Origin of the sequence: Sutcliffiella rhizosphaerae (assembly GCF_917563925.1) — a bacterium.
Taxonomy (GTDB): domain Bacteria; phylum Bacillota; class Bacilli; order Bacillales; family Bacillaceae_I; genus Sutcliffiella_A; species Sutcliffiella_A rhizosphaerae.
This window is the reverse complement of record NZ_CAKJTJ010000019.1, coordinates 20,526-43,391: the sequence shown is the minus strand read 5'-3', so window position 1 is coordinate 43,391 and position 22,866 is coordinate 20,526. Positions and strand designations below refer to the sequence as shown.

Here is a 22,866-nt window from a genome sequence, read left to right as displayed (position 1 = left end):
TTACCACCCCATTTCTGTAAGGAAATGTTTGAGCTTTTCAGAACGGTCCACATTCTCTACTTCACTATAATCACCTAACTGCAAGTCACCACAAATGACGCCATCTCGCAAATAGAGAATTCGATTTCCACGCAACGCCGTTTTTATATCATGTGTAACCAAAACTACGCTTTGTCCATTGCGATTAACATTGGTAATGACATCTAAAACACTATCACTGGATGCAGAATTTAATGCTCCAGTTGGTTCATCTGCAAACAATACTTTTGGATTGTTAATGATAGCCCTAACTATTCCAACTCTCTGTGCTTCCCCACCGGAAAGCTGTGTCGGAAATTTGGACCAAGAATTTTCTTGGATGCCCACTTGTACTAACAATTCTTTCGTCCTTTTCACAAGTTCCTTCCTATTCTTATGGACTAAAAGGCCACTTGCCAATATATTATCTAGTACACTCATATTGTCCAACAAATGAATTTGCTGGAATACAAATCCACAATGGTTTCTTCTAAAAATAGCAAGTTGATCGTTATTTAATTTGGATAAATTATTCCCTGCAAAATCTATTTCACCTATAGTAGGTTTATCCATACCACTAATCGCGTAAAGCAGAGTGGACTTCCCAGAACCTGAGCTACCCATTATAATGGTGAAATCCCCTTCTACTAAACTGATATCAAGGTTCTTTAAAACATGCTGTTGGATTCCCCCGCTTGAAAAGGTTTTACACAATTTATTCGTTTTAATAATTGTCTTTGTCATGATTAGTTTGCATCTCCCTAAATAAATTTTGTAATTAAAAAAGACCGTAAAGAAGATTACAGTCTAATCATACAAAATCAATTCTTATTAAGTCTTTGTGCAATTCTTAATAGATTCTTAATTATGATGCAAGCTTGATTTTTAGGACTACTGTAAAACCATCTGATCGGTTATAACAGGAGATTTGACCTTCCATATTTTCCATGAAGTATTTAGATATGTATAAACCAAGCCCTGAACCACTCTTACTTTCAACGTTTCTGCCACGATAATATTTGTTAAACAGTAGAGGTAGTTCGTCCTCACTCATTCCTTCTCCAAAGTCCATGATATGTAGTTCAAGGTAATTCTGTTGTATATGAGCTTTTATATGAACCTTTGTATCGGCATATTTATAAGCATTACTTATTACATTGTCTATTACTTGCTGCAAACGCATTGGATCCGCAAGAATAAGACATGGTGGAATCTGTTCATAGGATATTTGATTTTCATCATTAACATTCTCTATCATTTCAACAAGTAAATCACTTGATACTTCTGTAACAGTAACTTTTAATTGCTGCAATTCCTCTAAAGTAGCGTGAAACATATCTGTAACAAGTAAGTCAATTTGATCTACTTTTGAATAGATTGTATTCACTTTCTTTTTTAACTTCTCTTCTTTCGTTTGCATCAGCATTAATTCACTAACCGCTTTGATGGAAGCAACAGGCGTTTTAATATCATGACTTAGTGTGGCCACTAGCTCTTTTTTACTGCGGTTGGATTCATACTCTCTTTGTCGTGCCGCTTCAAGCTCCTCACGCAATAGATCAAAACTTTCCGTAAAAGCACCAAAGTAATTGTCTTTACCCATATTTAAAGGGACATCAAAATTACCTCTAGCGACATTCGCTGCAAACTTTTGAAGCTGCTGAAATGGCGACAATAACGTTCTGTAAATATAGATAATATACAGCATACTCACCAGCATTACTATTCCAACTATTAAACTTATTGTGATGACCAGTTCCCGCTTCATTTGCTGCAAAACTTCTTGGTGGTTATTGTGAATAATTATCTTTCCTATAATTTCGTTATTTTCCTTCAAATCTATCAATAGATCTCTATTTTTTATAGAATCGTATAATGTAATAAAATGATTGCCTTGTGTTTCATAAATCACATTTTCACTTTTATCAACAATAGTAAAGGGTTGTTTTAAGATACTGTTTTGAAAGGTCCCTTCATTAATTGCTCCCCAATTTTTTTCGGCAGTTTTCACTACATCATTTATCACTACAAGATCTACTTCTGCTAGATTTTTATTATGTATACTCATAATGGAGAGTACAATACCAGCACTACTTACAATCAATAGTGTTACTATTAGTAATTTTATTCTCATTAGGTGATATCCTCTAAGACGTACCCTGTACCCCAAACTGTTTTGATATATTGAGGTTCTTTTGGATCTCTTTCAATTTTCTCCCGCAAATGGCGAATATGTACATTAAGCGTCCCGTCTCCTACAAAGGAATCTCCCCAGACCTGTTGAAACAATTCACCTTTTGTAATGATTCGATTTTTATTTTGGGCCAAATAGTATAGAAGTTTATATTCCATCGTTTTCAGTGGAATCATTGCCCCATTCACTACTACCCGTTGCAACTTTGTATCAATTTGGATATCCCCAAACGCTATCATTTCTTGTTGGCTACTCGAACTGTTTCCATATCTTTTAAGTACTGCTTTCACTTTTGCTAATAAAATACTCAGCGTATATGGCTTCCGAATATAATCGTCACCACCAATGTTTAATGCAATCAATATATCGTCATCACTGGAGCGTGCGCTAATAAAAAGAATCGGAATTTGCGTAGTTTGACGCAGTTTTTTACATAAATCAAATCCCGAAGAATCTCCTAGATTAATATCAAGAAGTATCACGGACGGTTCATGCTTCTCTAAAAATCTTTCGCACTCCTCCGCTCCAGTCACAAACTCTGTTTTCACTTCAAACATATTAAAATACTCACAGGTTGTTTCAGCTAAAGCAACCTCATCATCTACGATTAAACAATCTATTTTCATTTCGGGTCTCCTAGAAAAGATTATTAGTTACAGTATACATTAGATTTTATAAGTAGAAGTGTAAATCTTTGGATTAATCCTCCATTGTTCCATTGCTGACCAATACAAAAAGGACTGTCACACTTTCTGTTGCCAGTCCAAATTATTTAGCATCTCTCTTATAACTACGCTGTTTATCTCCGCAAAAGGCTTCGCTTTCCGCGGGGCGGTCTTGAGCTTCCTCTAGGGGGTCTCAAGATTTCCGCTACTTTCCGCTGGAGTCTTCGCCTTTTTCTACAATAAACAACTAGAACAGTAATAATTGTAAATAGCTACATTAAACAAGAGTATACTTAACGTATCTAGAATTAAATACTACTCTTCTAATATACTGAATTTTGCCAGCCAAACTCTAAGACTTTTAACTTTGATCTCAGCTTTTTTCATTCAAATACTTGACGTAATTCAATTTGACCTTCCCCAAAGCCTTGTGGGTCTGGCATTCGCATTGCCCACTCGATGGCTTCTTCTTTCGATTTCACATCAATTAGAATAAACCCGGCAATCACTTCTTTTGTTTCCGTAAATGGTCCATCCGTTACTACAGGCTTTTCTCCTGGGTTTGGAAACGAAATGCGCATTCCATTTGAACTTGGATGAAGACCTTTTGCCATCACTCTTACTCCTGCCTTCATTAGTTCCTCGTTATACTTGTCCATCGCTTCATTTAGATCCTGGTTTGGGCGATTTCCAGCTTCCGAATTCTTCGAGGCTTTGACAATCAACATAAATAGCATAAAGATTCCTCCTTAATATGGATTATGGATTCGTGCTTATAAATACAACGAACAAGAGAGGAGAAAATCGACAGAGTGAATAATATTTATTTATAAGAAGCTATTATCCGAAAGTGCTAAATGTTTCTTTTCTTATACACAAAAGGTTCAATGGAGGAGTAGATTTCATCAAAAAAACCTTTGTGTGGAATATCATCTTCCATACATTTTATGAGATAGGCCAACTCCTCATCGCATTCTGGTTTTTCACCACTGTTATGCATTACTTCAAATGTATCAATGATGTTTTCCATGACTGTTACTTTGATAAACAGTGGCAACTTTTCTAGCATAGCTTCATCAATCTCTGTTTCTGATTTGTACCCTGCAAGGACAGTTTCAAAGTAATTTTTCATAAACTTTTGACGCTTTTCCACATCTTTCTCAAACCGTATCCAGCCGCACCCGTTAGCCCAGACATTTGCAAGGTCGTAGAGATACCAAAAGAAACATGAATTATCAAAATCAAATACGGTTATTTGTCCTGTCGTAAAATCAATCATGTAATTTCCATCATTGTAATCGAAGTGTACCATACCGAAAGATTCTCGAGCTCTATCCATTCCCTCTAAGGTTTTCAAAAGGTCTATCATCTTTTCCTTAAGTAAGGTTAACGAACCAGGTATTAGTTGATTGATATAGTCAGCATTGTACTTTTCAAAAAAACTATAACGTTTATGAACAGGTGTATATTCTTTTGAGAGTTTATGGAGTTTACCAAGTGTTTGACCACAGTTATAAAAATACTCTGTCAAAGGAACTCCTTCTCGATACCTATAGCCATTTTCCCAAAATAATTTCCCTCTAGCTTTTTCAAATACACAAACAAAATAACGGTGACCATCATAAACAACTTCTTCTAATAAATTCCCATTGCGAGAATTAACTACATTTGAGACACTACCGCCACCATCATAAAGAAATCTGACATACTCTAATTCACTGATAAAGTCTTCTCGCTTTCTGTCAGGCAAGAAAGCTATTCTGATGATTTTATCGTTTTCACCCTGATTCTCACAGGAGTATGCGACATTTCTACCACCATCATGAGCATTAATAGAATTGATTTGGTAGCTATTTAATCCATACAACTTTGTTATTATTGAAAGCAAATAATCATCTGCTATTTTCACTACTTCTTTATGAATCATAATACTCTCCTTTTTAACAGAGAGCTAAAATATAGTCACTCTCCGTATTTTTTTATTGGTATAGATGAATTTCATAAAATTCACAACCTTTCATATAAAGGATATTTATATTAACACAAGGAAAGCCTTGTGGAATAAGTACCTAGAATTCAAAATAATATTCTGTAATAGGCAGTTCGGAAAAAACAATAATAAAGACCTTCGTTTAACAAATACGAAGGTCTGCAATAACATTTCTATTTAAATATTTCTAAAATGAAGAGGTAAAAACCGTCGTATTTAATATTGACTTAAAGTTAAATGTAAACATTTTAAACCTCTCCTTTTTTCCATTTTTTCCTACTACTAATATACTAAATTTTCTAAAAAATTTAAAATCTTTATTTTCTACTAAAAAATTTCTTGAAAGTTACTTTCTTATTCTGCCCACTAATCTCTAAACAACTCTACCAACTCATCCTGCCAAACTTCCTTCAGCGTAATTCTAAATAACTGATCAAGCTCTGCTGTTGGATCTGCCACTTCTAAATTAATGCTTTTTACATACGCTTCTAAATGTTGGATTTCCTTGTTCAAATACTCGTTTATACTATCCACTTTCGGTTCAAGATTTAACTCTTCTCCAGCAATTTTTCTTTTTAATAATGTTAAAACAGAATCCTTTAATGCTCCAGCTTCCAAAATGTCATCCACTAATACCTGGAACTCCAATGGTGGAATGCTGTTATACTTTTCAATCCATTTAGCAGCTAAGATTGGACGAAGGACATAAAAGTATTTTTTGATTCTCACTTCATTTCCTTGTAAATAATCACGGAAGTTTCCCTTTGCCATGTTTAGATAATGATATAAACAGGAAGCTGGTGAAAATATAGCTTTATCTAATTCTCTTATTTTATCTATAGTAGAATAGGACTGATAATAAATAATGCTTGATTTGAGCCATTCTAAAAGAGGAGGATTTGATTTTCGGAATAATTTTAGCGCCTTGGTCAGCTCCCAGCCACTTAGATCTAGTAATGGATCAATCGGGATTGATATAGAATCTCTAGCAGATATTTCAATAACATCTCTTTTTTGATCAATAGAAAGATACCATTTTGGTTGATGTATATAAATAAATCTCACATCATAATCACTGTCTTTAGAAGGAAATCCCCATGCTCTGCTTCCTGATTCACATGCGTATAATACCTTCACTTCGTAGTCTACTTCTATTTGCTTTAAAACTTCTATTATGTGTTGTTTCATAAAGTTCACCTCAACATGTCATTAAGAAAAATCATACCATTTTTAATGGAATTATTCTTTATTGAAATGGAAACAAACTCCAAAAAATAGGGAAAGGACTTTTCCATCAATTTTAGATGTGGATATAAAGCCAATTTTTCGAATTATGACACGGACCTTTTACAGAAATGACATGACTAAAACCTTAGGGAAATTCAGGTATTCCTTTTTTAATCTCTTAAGTACACTATTACTTTTTCAACCTCTTTTTCAGGTAAGGTTAATCCTATATTAATGACTGTTATTTTCCTACTACTTGTTAACGTAGCTTGTTCTTGTAATGAATACCGTCTTATCAAATATTATCAAAAAAAGCAGCACAAAAATCTGCTTTTAGGGTACTACACTTTATTTGTGGTACAAGTCATTATTACACTAGTCTTATTCCTTACATTTCATGCTTTGCTATGAGCCAAAAGAGCTAATCGATTGTATCGATTAGCTCTTTCACACTTTTTATTGATTTGCGTTTTTTACCCACTCAGCAACAGTAACGGTCCGTTTAGCTTGGTGTTTCACAGCTGCTTGAACATCCTCTATCATTTTTCCATCCTGTCCAACCGTGACACTTGTTCCGTATGGATTACCTCCTGCTCCAAATATGACTGGATCTGTGTAACCTGGAGTTGCTATAATGGCACCCCAGTGCATCATGGATGTATAGAGAGACAGAATAGTTGCCTCCTGACCTCCATGAGGATTTTGAGCAGAAGTCATCGCACTAACTACTTTGTTTATTGTTTTTCCACTTGCCCATAAACCACCTTGAATATCCAGAAACTGCTTCATTTGTGATGGCATATTACCAAATCTAGTTGGGACACTAAAAATAATGGCATCTGCCCACTCAATATCAGCTGAGGTTGCTACAGGTACATTTTTAGTTGCTTCAACTGTTGCTTTCCAGATATCGTTTCCTTCAATAACTGAATCTGGAGCGAGTTCTTGTACTTTAAGTACCTTTACCAAAGCCCCAATTTCATTGGCTCCTTCCTCAGCCCACCTTGCTAATTGATAGTTAGTACCACCCATACTGTAAAAAATAACCGCTAATTTAACCTTTGACATTGTTTCCATCTCCTTTTTTGTAGAACTTCTAAATAACTTGGATAAAAACCCCATTAATTACCCACCACCTATTATTTCTATCTTTTTTCAATATCATTCTTTCTTATTAGTTTTTAAATGGTATGGTACCATTTTGCAGCTGCTCCTACCTTTCCTCTCTCTTCATCTAAAATGAATCATTTAGATTGTTCTATTAAAATTTCTCCGACTTCTGTTAAGATTGAATCAGCCAAAAAGGATACTTTCAATAATAATTTTTGTCGTTGGAGAAGGATGTTCTTGTGATAGCATGGTCGTGATTCCTATTCAGTTACTTAGTCTAATTTTTTTATTTCAATCGGTATTAATTTGCTCTCAAGCTTTTTTCTGTACTGTTCGTATTGAGTAGGTAACATTAATTTTTCTCCCATCGTTTCAAAGGTTTCATCATGCGCAAATCCTGGAGGATCTGTTGCAATCTCAAATAAAATCTCTCCATGCTCTCTAAAATAAATGGCATTAAAGTAATTTCTATCTTTAACAGGTGTCACACCATAACCATTTTCCTCAACATACTCTTGCCACTCTAACTGATCATTATCGTCAATGGCTCTCCATGCTATATGATGAATAGTTCCCACACCCATTGACCCCTTATTATTTGAAGTAGCTTTTAAGTCAATGATATTTCCAATGTCGGCCGTAGAACGGAAACGTATATAACCTCCTTGTTCACCAACAATCTCTAAGCCCATTACATTCTCTAACAGTTCTGCTGTTCTATTAGGCTGAGCAGAATAGAGAGTGGCTCCACCAAAGCCTTTTATCGCAACTTTTGGTGTTACTTCTCCAAAAGTCCAAGTATTCTCTTCTCCTTCTTCTCGTTCCACCAACTCTAAATGAAGACCATGGGTATCATCGAATGTTAAATACTGCTCCCCAAAACGCACAACTTTGGAAAATGCAATTTGAAACCTTGCTAATCTCTCTTCCCAAAATGAGAAAGAACCCTTCGGAACAACGTAAGAGGTTACTCCTACTTGCCCATCACCAATGATTCCTTGACGTGCCCCTGTCCATGGAAAGAAAGTAATGATGGAACCTGGTTTTCCCCCTTCATTTCCAAAATAAAGATGATAGGTTCCTGGATCATCAAAATTGACAGTTTGTTTTACTAAACGTAATCCTAATACCCCAGCATAAAAGTCGATATTCTCTTGTGGATGTCCCACAATCGCCGTAATATGGTGAATTCCCATTGTTTTTTTACTCATTTTCCCCGCTCCTTTTGTGCTTTAATTTACTTTTCCTATTAAATGATAGTAACAAATTCATTTACAGGCTTACGATAGCCCTGTTGCTTCCTGCTTTCTACTTTTTCTTTACCTAAAGTAATCATTAAACCAATTTCATATTTATCTTCAATACTCAAAATTTTTCTTATTTCATCAGGATCAAATCCTATCATCGGACAAGTATCCCACCCTGTATTTTTTGCTGCTAGCATAAATTGCATAGAGGATAGAGAAGCATTTCTTATTGCCTCATCTTTTTGGAAGATTGGTCCTCTCTCTTTATATAGGGACATTGTTTCATTAACTATTAAATCATATTCTTGTTTATTTAAGATTCCTAACATTAGCAAACCTTCATTTATATCAGCTGCTTGTTTGTGAGCTTCTTTGTTTCCTATAACTAGAATCACGGCCGAAGCACTATGGACCTTAGATTACCCATTTGCAGCCTGTTTAATTTCTTCATTTTTCTCTGGGTCTGTTACAACTAAATATTTCGTATGCTGTAGATTAAAAACTGATGGAACAAGCTTTACAAGTTCAAATATGGCATCTAATTCGTTCTTTGTAATAAGCTACCCTTCCACAAAATTACTTGCAGATGTCTTTCCTTCACTATTTGCGTAAAATCACCCATACGGCAAATCCCCTCTGATTATCTCGAATTCGAGATTTATATACAAAAAATTTTAGTGTTCAAGATAATATTAACTGTAAAATTTTAGTATTTCAATAACCTTTTTAAATAATATAAAGACCTCCTATTTGAGGTCTTTTTGAAGCCTATTACTTTCTTTTCTCTATCTCGTAATCAATAGTAAGAAATTTTTTACCCATCATCCACATCTCATGAGTTGCCTTGATTACATTTGTATCAGTTGGCATCCATACTAGAAAGCGCTCATTAATTGGTAATCGGATAGAAAACCACTTCGTAACGTAGTAAATTCCTTCATCTTGTTCTCCTTTACTAGTAAGGATGAAACCATTATTTTTGTTTTCACTTTGTGGATTTTTAAATCGGAGTATACCCGTCATTTGTCCTAAAGGAAGGGGTAGCGCAATATTTACATACACATTATTTTGATATTTATGATAGGAGTAGGCTGCAACAAATACAGCCTTTTTTGTTTCTTTGGATGTTCTGATCCATGCACGTACTTTTTCCCTTCCATCTTTATTATTATCCACAGCGATAATCTTACTTTCTACATTTTGCTCAATGCCTTCATTATTCAGCGGTAAGTTAATTTGCTCTACTTGGGAACTCCACACTTTATATAAACGTGATAAAAGATGAAAACCTTTTTGCCAAAGTACACTTGAAATTAATTGATAATCTTTAGTATTTTCGTAAAAGCTTCTAATTTCAGGATGAACTTTATTTGTATTAAATCCAGGTTGTTGAAAGGTTGTTATATCATCCACTAATCCCTTATATGGACCACTATTCTTGTCCTCTTGGAAAAAATCTGCTCCAATTTTCCATTTCCCATAGTAATTACTAAATGGGATACCATATGGATTCTCTTTCACTTTTGGATTAACTAACACCCACCCCATAACACCTAGAAAAACAAAACCAAAGGCATTACCAATCCCATGAAGGGAAACCATATCGGGAATGGAGATAAATTCAATATGTAGAAGCCTGCCTAATCCATAATAAAAAGCTAATCCCATTGTTATGATTAAGGTAGCAGAAGAAGAAAGTAATAGAATATAGCCATACTTATTCTTGATGACTCTTCGTATGGTAACGATTGTAAAATAAGCATATATCCATAAACAACCCACATAAATGACCACAAACATCAATTCTATTACTCTAGAGTATGTAATACCGATCGCAATACCAAGCGAACTAAGCATCACACCTACCGCAATAATTCGAAAGAGTGGAGGTAAGTAACCATTATGTTGTCTTATCACCCTTCCTAAAAGACCTATAAAAATAGGAGTAATAAGAGCAGAGAAATGAAAATGGATGGCCGTCAATAAGGTGATGACTGGTCCAAACTCCATCACATCTATCCCAAATTGGAAAATAGAAAACCATATTCCTCCAAGGATAAGATAAATCAGTCCAATATCTATGCTTATCTCCTCAATACGTTTCATTCCTCTAGCTAATAATCTAAACAACCCGTAACAACAAACCATAGCAGTCCAAAGCAACCACCCACTGGAAAGTAATCCTGCCGTTAAGCCAATAGGATAGAAATAAGATGCAAATGCTAGAAGTGCAGCAATAGGATAAAGATGGATGGATAACAAATAAGTTTTAAAGAAATTTCCATTGCGATCTTTCGTTTCTGTTAAATAAAGCGTTACTGGAAGAATTACTAGCATGCCAAAAAGAAGCAGCCTCTCTATTTGCGGCACATGAAGGATGTAAAAGGATAGTAACCATAAACCAAGTCCTAGTAATGCTTGTGTAATTATTATTTTCTTCATAGTATTCTCCCTAGGTGTTAGATTGATCATAGATTTGTTTCTTTTCTTGGTATTACATATTCAGGAAAACTATCAAAACTAAAATACTCTATTGTAAATGTCCCTCTATAGCCAAAAATCGTTCCAAAATATCTATTCTTAACCTCAACTTGAATATGAAACTGTTCTTTTTCATCGTCATACCATTCCAAAGCTTCAGCTGTACCAGAGAAAAAACGTGGAATACTTACTTTCAATCCATGTTTATAAAGCACTAAAGGCGCTGACAGAAGCCTAATTCCTCCATTATCTAAAACTGATATATCAATATCGGTAATCAAATCTTGATCAATACCCAAGTAGTCCACGATTCGCCTCCTATTGGATTTGTATATCATTGTGGCATCAAAACTTCTCGTTTTGTTAAAATGAAATCTTCGAATCCATGCCATACATTCTTGACCAAATGAGTTTTGATACGCATAATTTTCCAAAGTGAAGGGGATATCTTTACCCCTTTCTGGAAAAGTAATATTTTTTAAAGTACCTAACTGGAGAAATGGGTACATATAGAAACGGCCACCCCATATTTCTTCCATCACTCCGTGACAAATACTTGCTATTTTCATTTCACTTGTTAGGCCAAATTTTTTCTGTAACTGAGGATGGAGCTGTTTGTAATTTTCCCCTAATGCTTGTTCATATATGGAAAGCATTGTTTTCACCTTCTACTTGCTCGTTTTCTTTTACAGTTTGAGGCCTTTGGTAAATCTCGTAAATTTAATAAAGCAATTACAGAATAACCAATCATTGCAATAGTGATAGTAGTTGGATTAAAAGGAGCTGCAAATAAAATTCCTTGACTCATCAAAGCCCCAACCCCTAAACACAAAAGTGCAAAAATGTTCATGAAATGAAGCCACCTTGTCATACTAAATAGAAGAAAAAGTAACCCAAAGACGATTTGTACCGTTCCTAAAGAATATAAAAATAGCTCCTCGTGACCTTGGAACCATCCAATTCCCTTAAACAAAGTTAATTCTCCAGCTTCTTGATACAGCACTTTAGGAACAAGTCCTTGATATATCCAAATAAACGCTAAAATAAAGCTCAGTATATAATGGAAAATACTTCTCATAAAGGAAATACCAGGAGGGATTTCTTTTTCTAACCACAATCGCAAACAGTCAAAACTCCAAGCAGTCGCCCAGCCCATAAGTGGTTTAAAAAGAAAATCAAGCAGTCTACCTAAATAGCCAAATTTAGTTTTGTAATCATACTGTGTGAAGAATTTTATACCATTTTCGGTTTGAACATATTTCCAATATCCACTTCCCTCATCAATTAAAGACAATGGATGATCGGTCCAAAATTTCAGAGAAGATATTCTTTCTTGATCTTTAAGTGACTCTCCTACACTCTCTCCCTCACCTGCAATACTAATCCCAAAACCAATATTTGTTTTGTAAAGAAACCTCTGCGGATCTTCTTTCTTTTCTTTTGGGAAATATTGAATATTAGAAAAGCGCAAATCCCATTGCTGATGTATTTCAGGATCTTGTGTGTGTTCCCAAACCTTTTCTAGTTCACTATCTATTAAAGTCTCTACATAAATCGGCTTAGATTTTGACATCTTATGACCCCATTTTTATATTTGTTGTGTTTACCTTCTAGTTTAATAATATAATAGCGGCATTGTTTTTGGTAATTATTAATTAATTCTACTACTTTTTGTGTAGAAATTATTTCATCATTCTTTATACAAACACTAGGCCCTATTACTAATTTTTCACCTGCAAACTTGAAAAACAATATCTCAGCAATCGTAGAAACAGTTACTGCTCAAATACAATGCTTGTCACACCACGCAGTTTCTCGACAAATCCAAAAAATCTGTCGGATTATCCCTCAAAATTGATTGACAACGCTTTCAGATAGAAATATAATAAACCCATAATAAAGAACACCGTTCCTTAATGCGGAACAACGTTAATTCACCTAAGTGGAAAGGAGTTGAAAATATATATTGATTCAATCTGTAGAAAGAGCAATGGAGATTCTTGAGATTTTGAAAGGTTCACCTAAAGGAATGGGTGTTTCTGAGATTGCTAACCAATTAGGTGTCGCTAAAAGTACTGCTCACCGATTACTTATGACATTAGAAAGTGGTTCATATGTCCGTAAAGTCGGTAAAGATAGTTTGTATTGCTTAGGGTTAAAATTTCTTGAGATGAATCAAGTGGTAGTAGATAGCTTAAATGTAGTGGAAATTGCAAGACCACATTTAGAGAAATTAAGTAAGGAATCAGGAGAAATAGTCCATCTCGTCATGTTAGATGGAAATGAACTATTGTATATCGATAAAGTCGAAAACTCATCAACTATTAGAATCTATTCTCAAATAGGGAAAAGAGCAGCACTTTATTGTACTGGAGTAGGAAAGGCCATTTTAGCGAAGTATGATGAGGAACAGTTAGATGATTACATCAACCATAATTCGTTTCATAAATATACAGAATACACTCTAACAACTCCTGAAGAATTGAAAACTACATTAAAGGAAGTTAGGAATAACGGATTTGCCTTTGATAATCAAGAGCATGAAATAGGCATTAGGTGTGTTGCTGCTGCAGTCTTTGATAGCAGTAGGAAAGCAAAATACGGAATTAGTATTACTGGTCCTGTTTCTAGGATGATAGATCAGCACTTAGAAACATATATTCCAAAACTTACAGAGACGGCAGATAACATTTCCCGACAGCTTGGATACAGAAAATAGAGTATACGGTCAGAAATTAAAAAAACAAAGGGGATATTTCAAAATGAAAAAATTAAAGATTACTAGTTTCTTTTTAGTAATGATACTTATATTAGCAGCATGTGGTGGCGGCAATAATGAAAGCGCTTCAGGTACTAATTTTCCTACAAAGTCCTTAGAATTAATTGTTCCTTATTCTGCTGGTGGTGGAACAGATGCAGTAGCTCGTTCTTTTGCAGACATTGCTAAAGATGAATTAGGAAGAGCGATTGCAGTAGTTAATAGAGAAGGTGGCGGTGGTGCCGTGGGGATGCAAACAGGGATAAACTCTAAAGCTGACGGATACACGCTAACTGTTGTCACTGTAGAATTATTAACTTTACCTCATTCAGGCTTGGCACAATTTTCTCATGAAGATTTAAAGCCTATTGCACTATTAAACGAAGATCCAGCAGCTATCACAGTTCGTTCTGATGCACCTTGGGATACAGTAGAAGAATTTATTGAAGATGCAAAGAACAAAAGCTTAAAAGTTGGTAACTCCGGAACAGGCGCAATCTGGCATTTAGCTGCTTCTGCCTTTGAAAGAGAAGTTGGTGTGGAATTAAACCATGTTCCATTTGATGGTGCTGCCCCTGCAGTAACAGCTCTATTAGGTGGTCATATTGATGCTGTAGCAGTAAGTCCAGCTGAGGTTCATACTCAAGTAGAAGCGGGAGATTTAAAAGTTCTTGCAGTAATGACGGATAACAGAGTCGATTCTTTACCAGATGTTCCTACATTAAAAGAAGGTGGAATTGATTTATCCATTGGTACTTGGAGAGGTGTAGCAGCACCAAAAGATATTCCAGACGCTGAGGCGAAAAAGTTAGAAGAAGCATTTGCTGTTGCTGCACAAAGTGACGAGTTCAAATCTACTCTAGATAAGTTTGGTTTAGGTTACCGTTATGAGAATAGTGAAGGTTTCTCTGAGTTATTAAAATCTCAAGATGACATCTTTAGTGAGCTGATCCCTTCATTAGATCTAAACTAAATTATCAAAAGCGAAAAGACTAGCTATTCTAGTCTTTTCGCTTATCTACACCAAATTAAATCATGTCTATTAATAAGAGGTGTCCAAATGACATTAGCAAATAGAATCATTGGTAGTTGCTTGTTGTTGTTTTCTATCGCAGTTTGGCTATACGCAAATACATTTCCAGAGGCAAAGGGTGCAGTACCTGGTTCTGGATTCTTTCCACAATTAATTGCAGCAGTTTTAGGCTTTTTATCTATTGCTCTCCTTTTAAAAAGAGAAGACGAAAGTTCCGTCACGTTTTTAACAGGAAAAAAAGCGCTCATTTTTGGTTTAGGAATCTTTTCATTACTTATATATGTTGTATTAGTTGAACTTATCGGTTTCTTAGTAATGACTGTTTTATTTTCATCTGTCTGGATGTGGCTAATGGAAGTAAGGAAGGTAAAAACAATCATTCTGACTTCCGTTATTGTCGGAATTTCTATCACATTAGTTTTTGAATATCTATTAAATGTTCCTATTCCACATGGATTGCTTTATTAAGGAGGACAGATAAATGGAATTGCTCCTACAAGGTCTAGGTAATGTGCTTCAGCCTAGCATACTAATATTAATAGTTTGTGGTGTTCTTGCAGGTATTATCATCGGTTCCCTACCAGGACTAACAGCGACAATGGGTGTTGCTTTATTTTTACCTATTACATTCGGTATGGAAGCTGTTTCGGGAATTCTATTATTAATTGGAATTTATTTCGGTTCTATTTATGGAGGATCGATTACAGCTATTCTATTAAATACTCCTGGAACTCCAGCATCAGCAGCAACTTCACTTGATGGCTATCCATTGACGAAAGCCGGAAAAGCTGGAAAAGCACTAGGTATAGCTGCAATTGCGTCTACAACTGGTGGATTAATTAGTGTTATATCACTCATTTTAATTGCCCCACAGCTTGCGCAAGTAGCATTAGTATTTAGTGCACCAGAAATGTTCGGCCTAGCCATTTTTGGACTTAGTATTATATCAAGTATTGCAGGAAAATCCGTCATTAAAGGGCTCATCGTAGGGATGGTAGGACTATTAATCGCAACTGTCGGTATGGATCCAATGACAAGTTATCCTCGTTTTACATTTGATCAACTTTCATTACTTAATGGGGTTTCCTTTATCCCTGTTATGATTGGTCTATTTGCTGTTTCAGAAGCATTAATTACGATGGAAGATGAAATAGGAAAAAAGAATCGTTTAGATAAAATTGTTGCTAATTACGTGTTACCGAAATGGAGAGAGCTTCGCATTTTATGGGGGACAATCATTCGTTCTGGATTTATTGGTACCTTCATCGGAATCGTTCCAGGGGCGGGAGCTGATATCGCAGCATTTGTATCCTATAACGAAGCGAAACGTTTTGCGAAGAAAGATGAAAAGGATTCGTTCGGAAAAGGAAATCCAAAAGGAGTAGCTGCTGCTGAAGCTGCGAACAGTGGATTAACCGGCGGAGCCATGGTACCGCTATTAACATTAGGTATCCCTGGAGATGCTGTAACAGCAGTTTTACTAGGAGCGTTAGTCGTACAAGGTATCCAGCCAGGTCCGCAATTATTTGTCACTAGTGGCGCATTAGTTTATACCTTATTCGCAGGAATGATCATCGCTAACCTTGTTATGCTTGCATTCGGGCTTAGAGGAATTAGGCTATTTACAAAAGTGTTAAAGGTACCTAAATCATTCTTAGCTCCAATTATTATTGTTTTTTCTACCATTGGCGCATATGCGATTAGTAACAATTACTTCGATGTATTTGTCATGTTAGTGGCAGGAGTTATCGGGTATTTCATGAAAAAGTTCGATTTCCCAGCATCTCCAATTGTCTTAGCCCTTATTTTAGGACCAATGGCAGAAAGCGAAATGAGACGTGCTTTAATTATGTCTGACGGTAGCTATAGTATCTTCTTTACACGTCCGATTTCTCTAACATTAATAATTTTAGCAGTTCTTTCATTATTCTTACCGATTATCCTCGGTCATTTAAAAAATAGAAAAGCAGCATAAAGTCTTACAGTGAAATGGAGAGGAATTTATCAATGTACCCTGAAGTTGTTACACTAGGTGAAACGATGGTAGTGTTTGAAGCCGATTTAGACGGCCCTTTACGCTACGTAAATAAATTCTACAAAAGGCATGGAGGTGCAGAGTCAAATGTGGCAATTGGCGTCACAAGACTTGGACATACTGCTGGGTGGATAAGTAGAGTAGGAGATGATGAGTTAGGAAAGTATCTCGTTTCTTCTATTCGCGGTGAAGGTGTCGATACTACTTACGTGACCTATGATAACAATTATCCAACTAGTATATACTTGAAAGAAAGACTTCGTGAAGGATCCACTCAAGTCTATTATTATAGAAAAGGATCAGCTGCTAGTCAGTTAAACTATCTTGATTTTAATTGGGATTATATAAAAAATGCAAAAATCATTCATTTAACCGGTATCACTCCCCTACTGAGTGAGAGTTGTTTAGAAGCGACAAGGCAGGTAGCCAAATTTGCCAAAGAAAATGACATTACCTTGTCCTTTGATCCGAATCTACGCTTTAAATTAATTTCTGAAAATCCAGATGCCAAAGATATTTTACTAGAGTTAGTGAGCCAAGCAGACGTTTTTATGCCTGGTCTTGATGAGGCGGAATACTTATTTGGCACTTCAGATTATGAAGAAATCGCTTATCGTTTTCATCAAAATGGCGGTTCAAAAATTTGCATTAAAAATGGGAGTGTCGGAACCTATTATTCTACTAAAGATGGAGAATCTGGTTTCTTACCTAGCTATAAAGTAGATCGTGTCATTGATCCAGTTGGTGCTGGTGACGGTTTTGCTGCTGGAATTCTTTCCGGTCTACTGGAAAAGAAAGAGTTAAGTGAGTGTGTAAAACTAGGGGCAACAGTTGGTGCAATGGTCGTAACCGTTAAAGGCGATATCGAAGGTCTACCGTGTAAAAAAGATATCGAAACATTCCATGACGCTGAAAAAGACGTACTAAGATAGGAGAGAAATAAATGAAACGACAGCTTTTAAATAAAATTGAAGAATCTGGAGTCGTTGCGGTCGTAAGAAAAGTCGACAAGGAAAAAGTGATGTATGTAATTGATGCCCTTGTTGAAGGTGGAGTCACTGGTATAGAAATGACCATGGATTCAGACAACGTGTTAGAAACGATCCAACAAGCAAAATTAAATTATAGTGACCATGCAGTGATTGGCGCAGGTACAGTACTTGACGGAGGTGCCGCAACTCTAGCCATTCATGCAGGTGCAGAATTTCTTTTTGCCCCTACATTAAGTCAAGAAACTATTAAAGTTGCAAACCGTTATGGAAAAATAGCCATTCCAGGTGTGTTCACACCAACAGAAATACTGCAAGCTTACGAATGGGGAGCTGACATTGTAAAAGTGTTCCCTGCTAGTGTCTTAGGAAGTAAATTTATCAAAGACGTCAGGGGGCCACTTGGGCATATCCCTATGATGCCAACTGGTGGAATTGATCTCAATAATATTGGCGAATTTGTCAAAGCAGGTGCAGTCGCAGCTGGTGTTGGAGGCTCTCTCCTCAATAAAGACTATATCGAAAACAACCAATGGGAGAAACTCACCGACCTTGCAAAACAGTATGTAGAAGCAGTGGCAGAAGCAAGAGTAGGCTAATTGGTCTCATGGAACAACAAGAACCTAACCCCAGGTTCTTGTTGTTTTAGTTACAGTGAAAAGAGGAGAGCTAGATTGAAAAACGTAAAGTATTACATGTTACTAATCATCATTATGATCATCTGGGGTTTGAATGTACCTGTCTTAAAAATCCTTGTCGACAGTTTAAGCCCAGTCACCATGACAGCTTTTAGAATATTAATTGCTGGCTTAACTGTTTTCATCATTCTCTCCTACTTAAAATTAGTAAGATTACCTACTAAAAAAGAATGGATGTTCATCTTATTCGCATCTTTATTTAATGTCGTTCTCCACCATTTCTTTTTAACAATAGGACTAAAGGGAACAAATAGTACAAACGCTGGTCTAATTCTAGGTTCAGGCCCTATTTTAACAGCATTAATAGCTACTTTTCTAATTGGTAGAAAAATAAGTGTGTGGAAATGGATTGGATTTGTCCTTGGCTGTATTGGAGTCTCTTTAACCATCCTGATTGGAAGTAAAGGTGTTTCAGGAGTATCTTTAGGAAATATCTTAGTGTTTCTATCAATCCTAACGCAAGCATTCAGTTTTGTACTCATTAGCAAAGCTGCTCGTACAATTGATCCTCGTTTATTAACTGGTTATATGCTAGTAATTGGATCCTCTATATTAATCATCATCGGTTTCATCCTTGAACCAAATGGATTATCTACATTTGTAAAAGCACCAACAGAAGTTTGGTTATACTTTCTTTCTTCTGCTATATTAGCGACGGCAGTCGGTCACATGACTTACAACTTCATCATAGGGAAAATCGGCCCTGCTGAAGCATCTGTATTTCTCAATTTACCACCTTTTATTACATTAATCGGATCTGCCATGATGCTTGGTGAAACCATTACTTCGTTACACATTGTCGGATTGTTCTTTATTGTGACAGGAGTGTTGCTTGGATCTGGAGCGTTAGAAGAGATTAGGAAGCGGTAGGAGTTTTTCCTACTGCTTCTTGTTGGTTGGGGCTGTGGGTAAAGGTCAACTACTAATTACCGCTTTCCATTATTACTTTAATACAATAATAGACCCTTTCCTTATTTAGAAAAGCGCCATAGATTCGAGTCGGAATTGTAATCTATCATTCACTTACGTATCTATTTTCCACATTCCACTGGATTGCTGGAGAATCTATTTACGAACTCCCATTTCTTTTTGAGTTCACAATTCGTTCATTCCCTCTTTTAAAATTTCCTGTAATCTTTGCCAATATCAGTTGCACTGCTTTATCATCTTCAGCAATATTTATTTTTCCTAATATTTTTTCAGCATCTTTACCCTTCAATATTTTTACCTGTTTTCCTTTATATTCGATAAGAACCGTATTATCTTTGGTAACCCTGTAACTGAAAGGGTCTTCATCTAGTCGTCCTCTATTGTCAATATTCCCCACCTATAAACCTCCCTAACAGAATATGAATCTGTATGCCATTTACGACCTGTCCCTTTTTCCTCTGCATCAATTTCTTCATTTTCCCACGTATCGATGTCCCACTTTGCTGGAAGGTGTTTATTTCATTCTGTTACATTTTCTACAATCAAGGTAATGCTGTGACCGTGACTCCCATATCCAGCTCAATAATTTCACTGGGTTTATCGGACTTTCTTAGAACTGCCGATTTCTTTCTAATGGGAAATGGAGAATCATCCTTACTAAGTTGTCTAGGTTTAAAAGATATCGCAGCCAAAGCTTTTTCTTGTAGCATTTTTTGACCATACTTTATATCCTCACTAACAGGTGCCTTATCGGGTAAAGAAATTCTTTACTAAAGCACTTTCATTGTTACACCCAACAAGAAAAACAGCCACAATAATGATAAATCCATATCTTTTAATAGTTATCTCCCTCCATATTTTTTAAACTTTCTGTTAATACCAATTATTTCATAATATATAAAATACTACAATTATTTATATTTCATTCTCTCTTACAATAAATTAAGCGCTAATCCTTATATGAACTGCCCCCTGTCAAGTAGACAGTGGAAATAATTAAATGACTTAAGCGGCTTTAGCTCTATATTCCATAGGGCTAAAGCCGTTTAGTCTTTCTTGATATCGATCATAATTATAGAAACGTATATACTCATCTATCGCGTTTGATAATTCTTCATATGTTTTGTATTTTTCTAAGTAATACTTTTCACTTTTGAGCGTTCCCCAAAAAGATTCCATTGGGCCATTGTCAATACATCTTCCAACCCTGGACATACTTTGAGTCATCTTTGCCTTCTCTATTCTTCGTTTAAACCCTCGATGGGTATATTGAAATCCACGATCACTATGGATTATAGGACGATCTGTATCTAAAAAAGATATAGCCAGATCCATTGTCTTAAATACTAATTCATTATTGTTTGAGTGCCCTAAAACATAGCTAACTATGGAACCATCGTATAAATCACGAATTGCACTTAAATAAGCCTTTTTAAACCCGCAATACTTAAGTTCCGTGACATCTGTAACCCATTTCTCATTCGGTTTGGCAGCCTTGAATTCACGGTTCAATATATTTTCTGCGATGTGATGAGGAGTGGACTGTTTATAACGATTTTTCTTTTTTCGAATAACACTTTCGATTCCAGCTATCTTCATCAGCCTATAGATTCGCTTATGGTTGTAGTCGTTTTCCAATTTGCGATTTATAGTTAAAGTCATTCGCCGATACCCAAAAATACCGTTAACTTTTTCATGAAGAATGATCATTTCTTTCATAATCTCCTCATTTTGACGTTCACGCAATGATGGGGTTCGCTTCAGCCACTTATAATAAGCAGAACGAACAATCCCCGCAATCGAACAAAGCATCGTAATGGAGAAACCATCTTTCTGGTGCATTTCCTGTATAGCCATATACGTATCCTCAAATCGTATTTGACTTATCTTCGCCTCCTTTCGATCTCCTCTAACTTTTTTAAGAACGCGTTCTCAGCACGTAAACGTTCATTTTCTCTTTCAAGTCTCTTCATCTCAAGCTTAACTTTCTCCTCCGGAGAAAGTTCTATTTCAGTTTTATTTTTTCCGCGCTTATCTTTAAGTGCTTCATATCCACCATTTTCATACTTCTTAACCCATAGATATACTTGATGATAAGAGACTTCATAACTTTCAGCTGCTTTCTGAAAATCTTTACCGTTTTCTATACAATACAAAACCACTTGAATTCGTTCTTCCCAGGTCGTAGTTCTTCCTTTAGTCATAGATCGGCTCATCCCCTTGGCAGTATCCTTGATTTCTCTATGACTATTATACTTTTTAATCCACCTTCTGAGTGTAGTATCAGACGGTATTTCATACTTTCTAGCAACTTCTCTAAGGGAATAACTACCAGACAAATAATCTCTTATGGCAGAAAGTTTTAATTCCCTCGAGTATCTTTTCCAAGTCGAGGACTTCCTGAGACCTTCTACACCATATTTTTCAAAATCATACTTCCATTTCATAATAGTAGTAATGGCAACCTTGTACTTAGACTTAATTTCCTTTAATGAATATATCCCATCCTCATACATCTTGATTATCTTGTATTTATCCTCCGCAGAGTAAGAACTTGTAGACATAAAAATACTCCCCTTAAAGTAGCCAGATTTTTAATTTTTTAATCTGTCTACCGTAAGGGGAGCATATCAATACTAGGATTGCGCCATTTAGTTAGACTTAATATTTATTAATCTTGCAATACTAACACTATTTGGTAGTACTCTTTAAATATGACATATATTCAAATGCTGTTGTGCCATATACACTTTTAAAATGTTTATTTAAATTGGTTAAATCAACAAATCCACATTCGGCTACAGCTACATATATATCCCTGTTTTTTTCTAGTAATTGCTTTGCATGTTCAATCTTGCAGTTTAGAAAGTATTGGTATGGTGTAATACCAGTGTAGGACTTGAACCATCTGATAAACTGAAATTTTGACAAATTAAACTCTTTACCTATCTCGTCAAGCTTAAGCACACTTTCTAAGTTGCCTTGAATTAAATCCCGTGCCTTTTTTATTTGTAGGTTATCACTCTTGTTATCTATTGAATAATCTGTTTCAGTAAGGTTATCTGTTAGGGATATGAATAATTCACTACACAAAGCTTCATCTTTATCGCTTAATATTGCATTAGCGAGACTTAATATTTTTTGTTCCAGTCTATAATCATAAACAATAGGCGTTGAAAAACGTACGATATCTTTTTTTTGGGTAACCTCTAATAGTAATTGTGGCTTAATATAGAGCATCACATAGTCAAGACCAGCCTTATCATGTGCCATTCCATCGTGAGCCTGTTCAGGATTAAAAAGCATTACACCATTTTTGTGTGATAATTGTAAACTACCATCCAAGTGATAGTGTTGAATTCCACGTAATGTTACACCAATTGCATACTCTTGATGAGCGTGTTTTTTATACTTAAAATCCATGATACTTGCAGATAAAGCAGTAATACCTGCAGATTTTTTATAAATAAATTTTTCCATTTGACTCACCT

21 protein-coding genes and 1 pseudogene are annotated in these 22,866 nt (G+C 35.6%); 7 read left to right on the top strand and 15 right to left on the bottom strand.

Annotation, left to right across the window (positions count from 1 at the left end; translation table 11 throughout):
* The 12 genes and pseudogenes from LRP81_RS15385 to LRP81_RS15330 all read right to left on the bottom strand — a co-directional run bounded on the left by LRP81_RS15385 (position 1) and on the right by LRP81_RS15330 (position 12,505).
* Positions 1 to 762, bottom strand: a complete 762-nt coding sequence (locus LRP81_RS15385; protein ID WP_230502631.1) for an ABC transporter ATP-binding protein — start codon at positions 760 to 762, stop codon at positions 1 to 3.
* A 121-nt stretch (positions 763 to 883) separates the two neighbouring features.
* Positions 884 to 2,152: a sensor histidine kinase gene (locus LRP81_RS15380; RefSeq protein WP_230502629.1), complete on the bottom strand. Its 1,269-nt coding sequence runs from the start codon at positions 2,150 to 2,152 to the stop codon at positions 884 to 886.
* Positions 2,152 to 2,838 carry a response regulator transcription factor gene (locus LRP81_RS15375; RefSeq protein WP_230502627.1) on the bottom strand — a complete coding sequence of 229 codons (687 nt, stop codon included), beginning with the start codon at positions 2,836 to 2,838 and terminating at the stop codon, positions 2,152 to 2,154. Before LRP81_RS15375 ends, LRP81_RS15380 begins: the two co-directional genes overlap by 1 nt.
* Before the next feature lie 422 nt (positions 2,839 to 3,260).
* On the bottom strand, positions 3,261 to 3,614 hold the full coding sequence (locus LRP81_RS15370; protein ID WP_230502625.1) for a YciI family protein: 354 nt from the start codon (positions 3,612 to 3,614) through the stop codon (positions 3,261 to 3,263).
* A gap of 116 nt (positions 3,615 to 3,730) precedes the next feature.
* Positions 3,731 to 4,804, bottom strand: a complete 1,074-nt coding sequence (locus LRP81_RS15365; RefSeq protein WP_230502623.1) for a phosphotransferase enzyme family protein — start codon at positions 4,802 to 4,804, stop codon at positions 3,731 to 3,733.
* 429 nt (positions 4,805 to 5,233) lie between these two features.
* Positions 5,234 to 6,055, bottom strand: a complete 822-nt coding sequence (locus LRP81_RS15360) for a nucleotidyltransferase domain-containing protein (protein ID WP_230502621.1) — start codon at positions 6,053 to 6,055, stop codon at positions 5,234 to 5,236.
* Between the two features lie 495 nt (positions 6,056 to 6,550).
* On the bottom strand, positions 6,551 to 7,162 hold the full coding sequence (gene wrbA, locus LRP81_RS15355) for an NAD(P)H:quinone oxidoreductase (protein ID WP_230502619.1): 612 nt from the start codon (positions 7,160 to 7,162) through the stop codon (positions 6,551 to 6,553).
* Positions 7,163 to 7,476: 314 nt separating this feature from the next.
* Positions 7,477 to 8,415 (bottom strand): ring-cleaving dioxygenase, encoded by a 939-nt coding sequence (locus LRP81_RS15350; RefSeq protein ID WP_230502617.1) that lies wholly within the window; start codon positions 8,413 to 8,415, stop codon positions 7,477 to 7,479.
* Positions 8,416 to 8,453: 38 nt separating this feature from the next.
* A pseudogene (locus LRP81_RS15345) lies at positions 8,454 to 9,073 on the bottom strand (nitroreductase family protein).
* Positions 9,074 to 9,222: 149 nt separating this feature from the next.
* Positions 9,223 to 10,893 carry a YndJ family protein gene (locus LRP81_RS15340; protein ID WP_230502615.1) on the bottom strand — a complete coding sequence of 557 codons (1,671 nt, stop codon included), beginning with the start codon at positions 10,891 to 10,893 and terminating at the stop codon, positions 9,223 to 9,225.
* Positions 10,894 to 10,919: 26 nt separating this feature from the next.
* The gene (locus tag LRP81_RS15335; RefSeq protein WP_230502682.1) at positions 10,920 to 11,588 is read right to left on the bottom strand and encodes a DUF4166 domain-containing protein; all 669 of its coding nucleotides are present in this window, start codon (positions 11,586 to 11,588) and stop codon (positions 10,920 to 10,922) included.
* A gap of 5 nt (positions 11,589 to 11,593) precedes the next feature.
* Positions 11,594 to 12,505, bottom strand: a complete 912-nt coding sequence (locus tag LRP81_RS15330; RefSeq protein WP_230502613.1) for a DoxX-like family protein — start codon at positions 12,503 to 12,505, stop codon at positions 11,594 to 11,596.
* Positions 12,506 to 12,898: 393 nt separating this feature from the next.
* Between LRP81_RS15330 and LRP81_RS15325 the strand changes: the two genes are divergently transcribed.
* The 7 genes from LRP81_RS15325 (at position 12,899) to LRP81_RS15295 (ending at position 19,315) form a co-directional block, all read left to right on the top strand.
* Positions 12,899 to 13,651: an IclR family transcriptional regulator gene (locus LRP81_RS15325; RefSeq protein ID WP_230502611.1), complete on the top strand. Its 753-nt coding sequence runs from the start codon at positions 12,899 to 12,901 to the stop codon at positions 13,649 to 13,651.
* A 43-nt stretch (positions 13,652 to 13,694) separates the two neighbouring features.
* Positions 13,695 to 14,663, top strand: a complete 969-nt coding sequence (locus tag LRP81_RS15320; RefSeq protein WP_230502609.1) for a tripartite tricarboxylate transporter substrate binding protein — start codon at positions 13,695 to 13,697, stop codon at positions 14,661 to 14,663.
* An 87-nt stretch (positions 14,664 to 14,750) separates the two neighbouring features.
* Entirely contained in the window at positions 14,751 to 15,191 is a 441-nt protein-coding gene (locus LRP81_RS15315) for a tripartite tricarboxylate transporter TctB family protein (RefSeq protein ID WP_230502608.1), read from the top strand.
* A 13-nt stretch (positions 15,192 to 15,204) separates the two neighbouring features.
* Positions 15,205 to 16,698, top strand: coding sequence for a tripartite tricarboxylate transporter permease (locus tag LRP81_RS15310; protein WP_230502606.1), 1,494 nt, complete (start codon positions 15,205 to 15,207; stop codon positions 16,696 to 16,698).
* 14 nt (positions 16,699 to 16,712) lie between these two features.
* Entirely contained in the window at positions 16,713 to 17,690 is a 978-nt protein-coding gene (locus LRP81_RS15305) for a sugar kinase (RefSeq protein ID WP_230502604.1), read from the top strand.
* Positions 17,691 to 17,701: 11 nt separating this feature from the next.
* Complete coding sequence (locus LRP81_RS15300; RefSeq protein ID WP_230502602.1) at positions 17,702 to 18,346, top strand: bifunctional 4-hydroxy-2-oxoglutarate aldolase/2-dehydro-3-deoxy-phosphogluconate aldolase; 645 nt, start codon at positions 17,702 to 17,704, stop codon at positions 18,344 to 18,346.
* Positions 18,347 to 18,421: 75 nt separating this feature from the next.
* Positions 18,422 to 19,315 carry a DMT family transporter gene (locus LRP81_RS15295; RefSeq protein WP_230502600.1) on the top strand — a complete coding sequence of 298 codons (894 nt, stop codon included), beginning with the start codon at positions 18,422 to 18,424 and terminating at the stop codon, positions 19,313 to 19,315.
* 199 nt (positions 19,316 to 19,514) lie between these two features.
* Here the strand turns inward: LRP81_RS15295 and LRP81_RS15290 are convergent, their stop codons facing one another.
* The 3 genes from LRP81_RS15290 to LRP81_RS15280 form a co-directional block, all read right to left on the bottom strand.
* Positions 19,515 to 19,772 carry a hypothetical protein gene (locus tag LRP81_RS15290; protein ID WP_230502598.1) on the bottom strand — a complete coding sequence of 86 codons (258 nt, stop codon included), beginning with the start codon at positions 19,770 to 19,772 and terminating at the stop codon, positions 19,515 to 19,517.
* Positions 19,773 to 20,380: 608 nt separating this feature from the next.
* Positions 20,381 to 21,939 (bottom strand): IS3 family transposase gene (locus tag LRP81_RS15285; protein WP_230502596.1). Its coding sequence is split into 2 segments (ribosomal slippage): positions 20,381 to 21,297 and positions 21,297 to 21,939, totalling 1,560 coding nucleotides; the frame shifts between segments, so codons are not numbered across the junction.
* Positions 21,940 to 22,066: 127 nt separating this feature from the next.
* Positions 22,067 to 22,855: a helix-turn-helix domain-containing protein gene (locus tag LRP81_RS15280; RefSeq protein ID WP_230502594.1), complete on the bottom strand. Its 789-nt coding sequence runs from the start codon at positions 22,853 to 22,855 to the stop codon at positions 22,067 to 22,069.
* Positions 22,856 to 22,866: the final 11 nt, after the last annotated feature.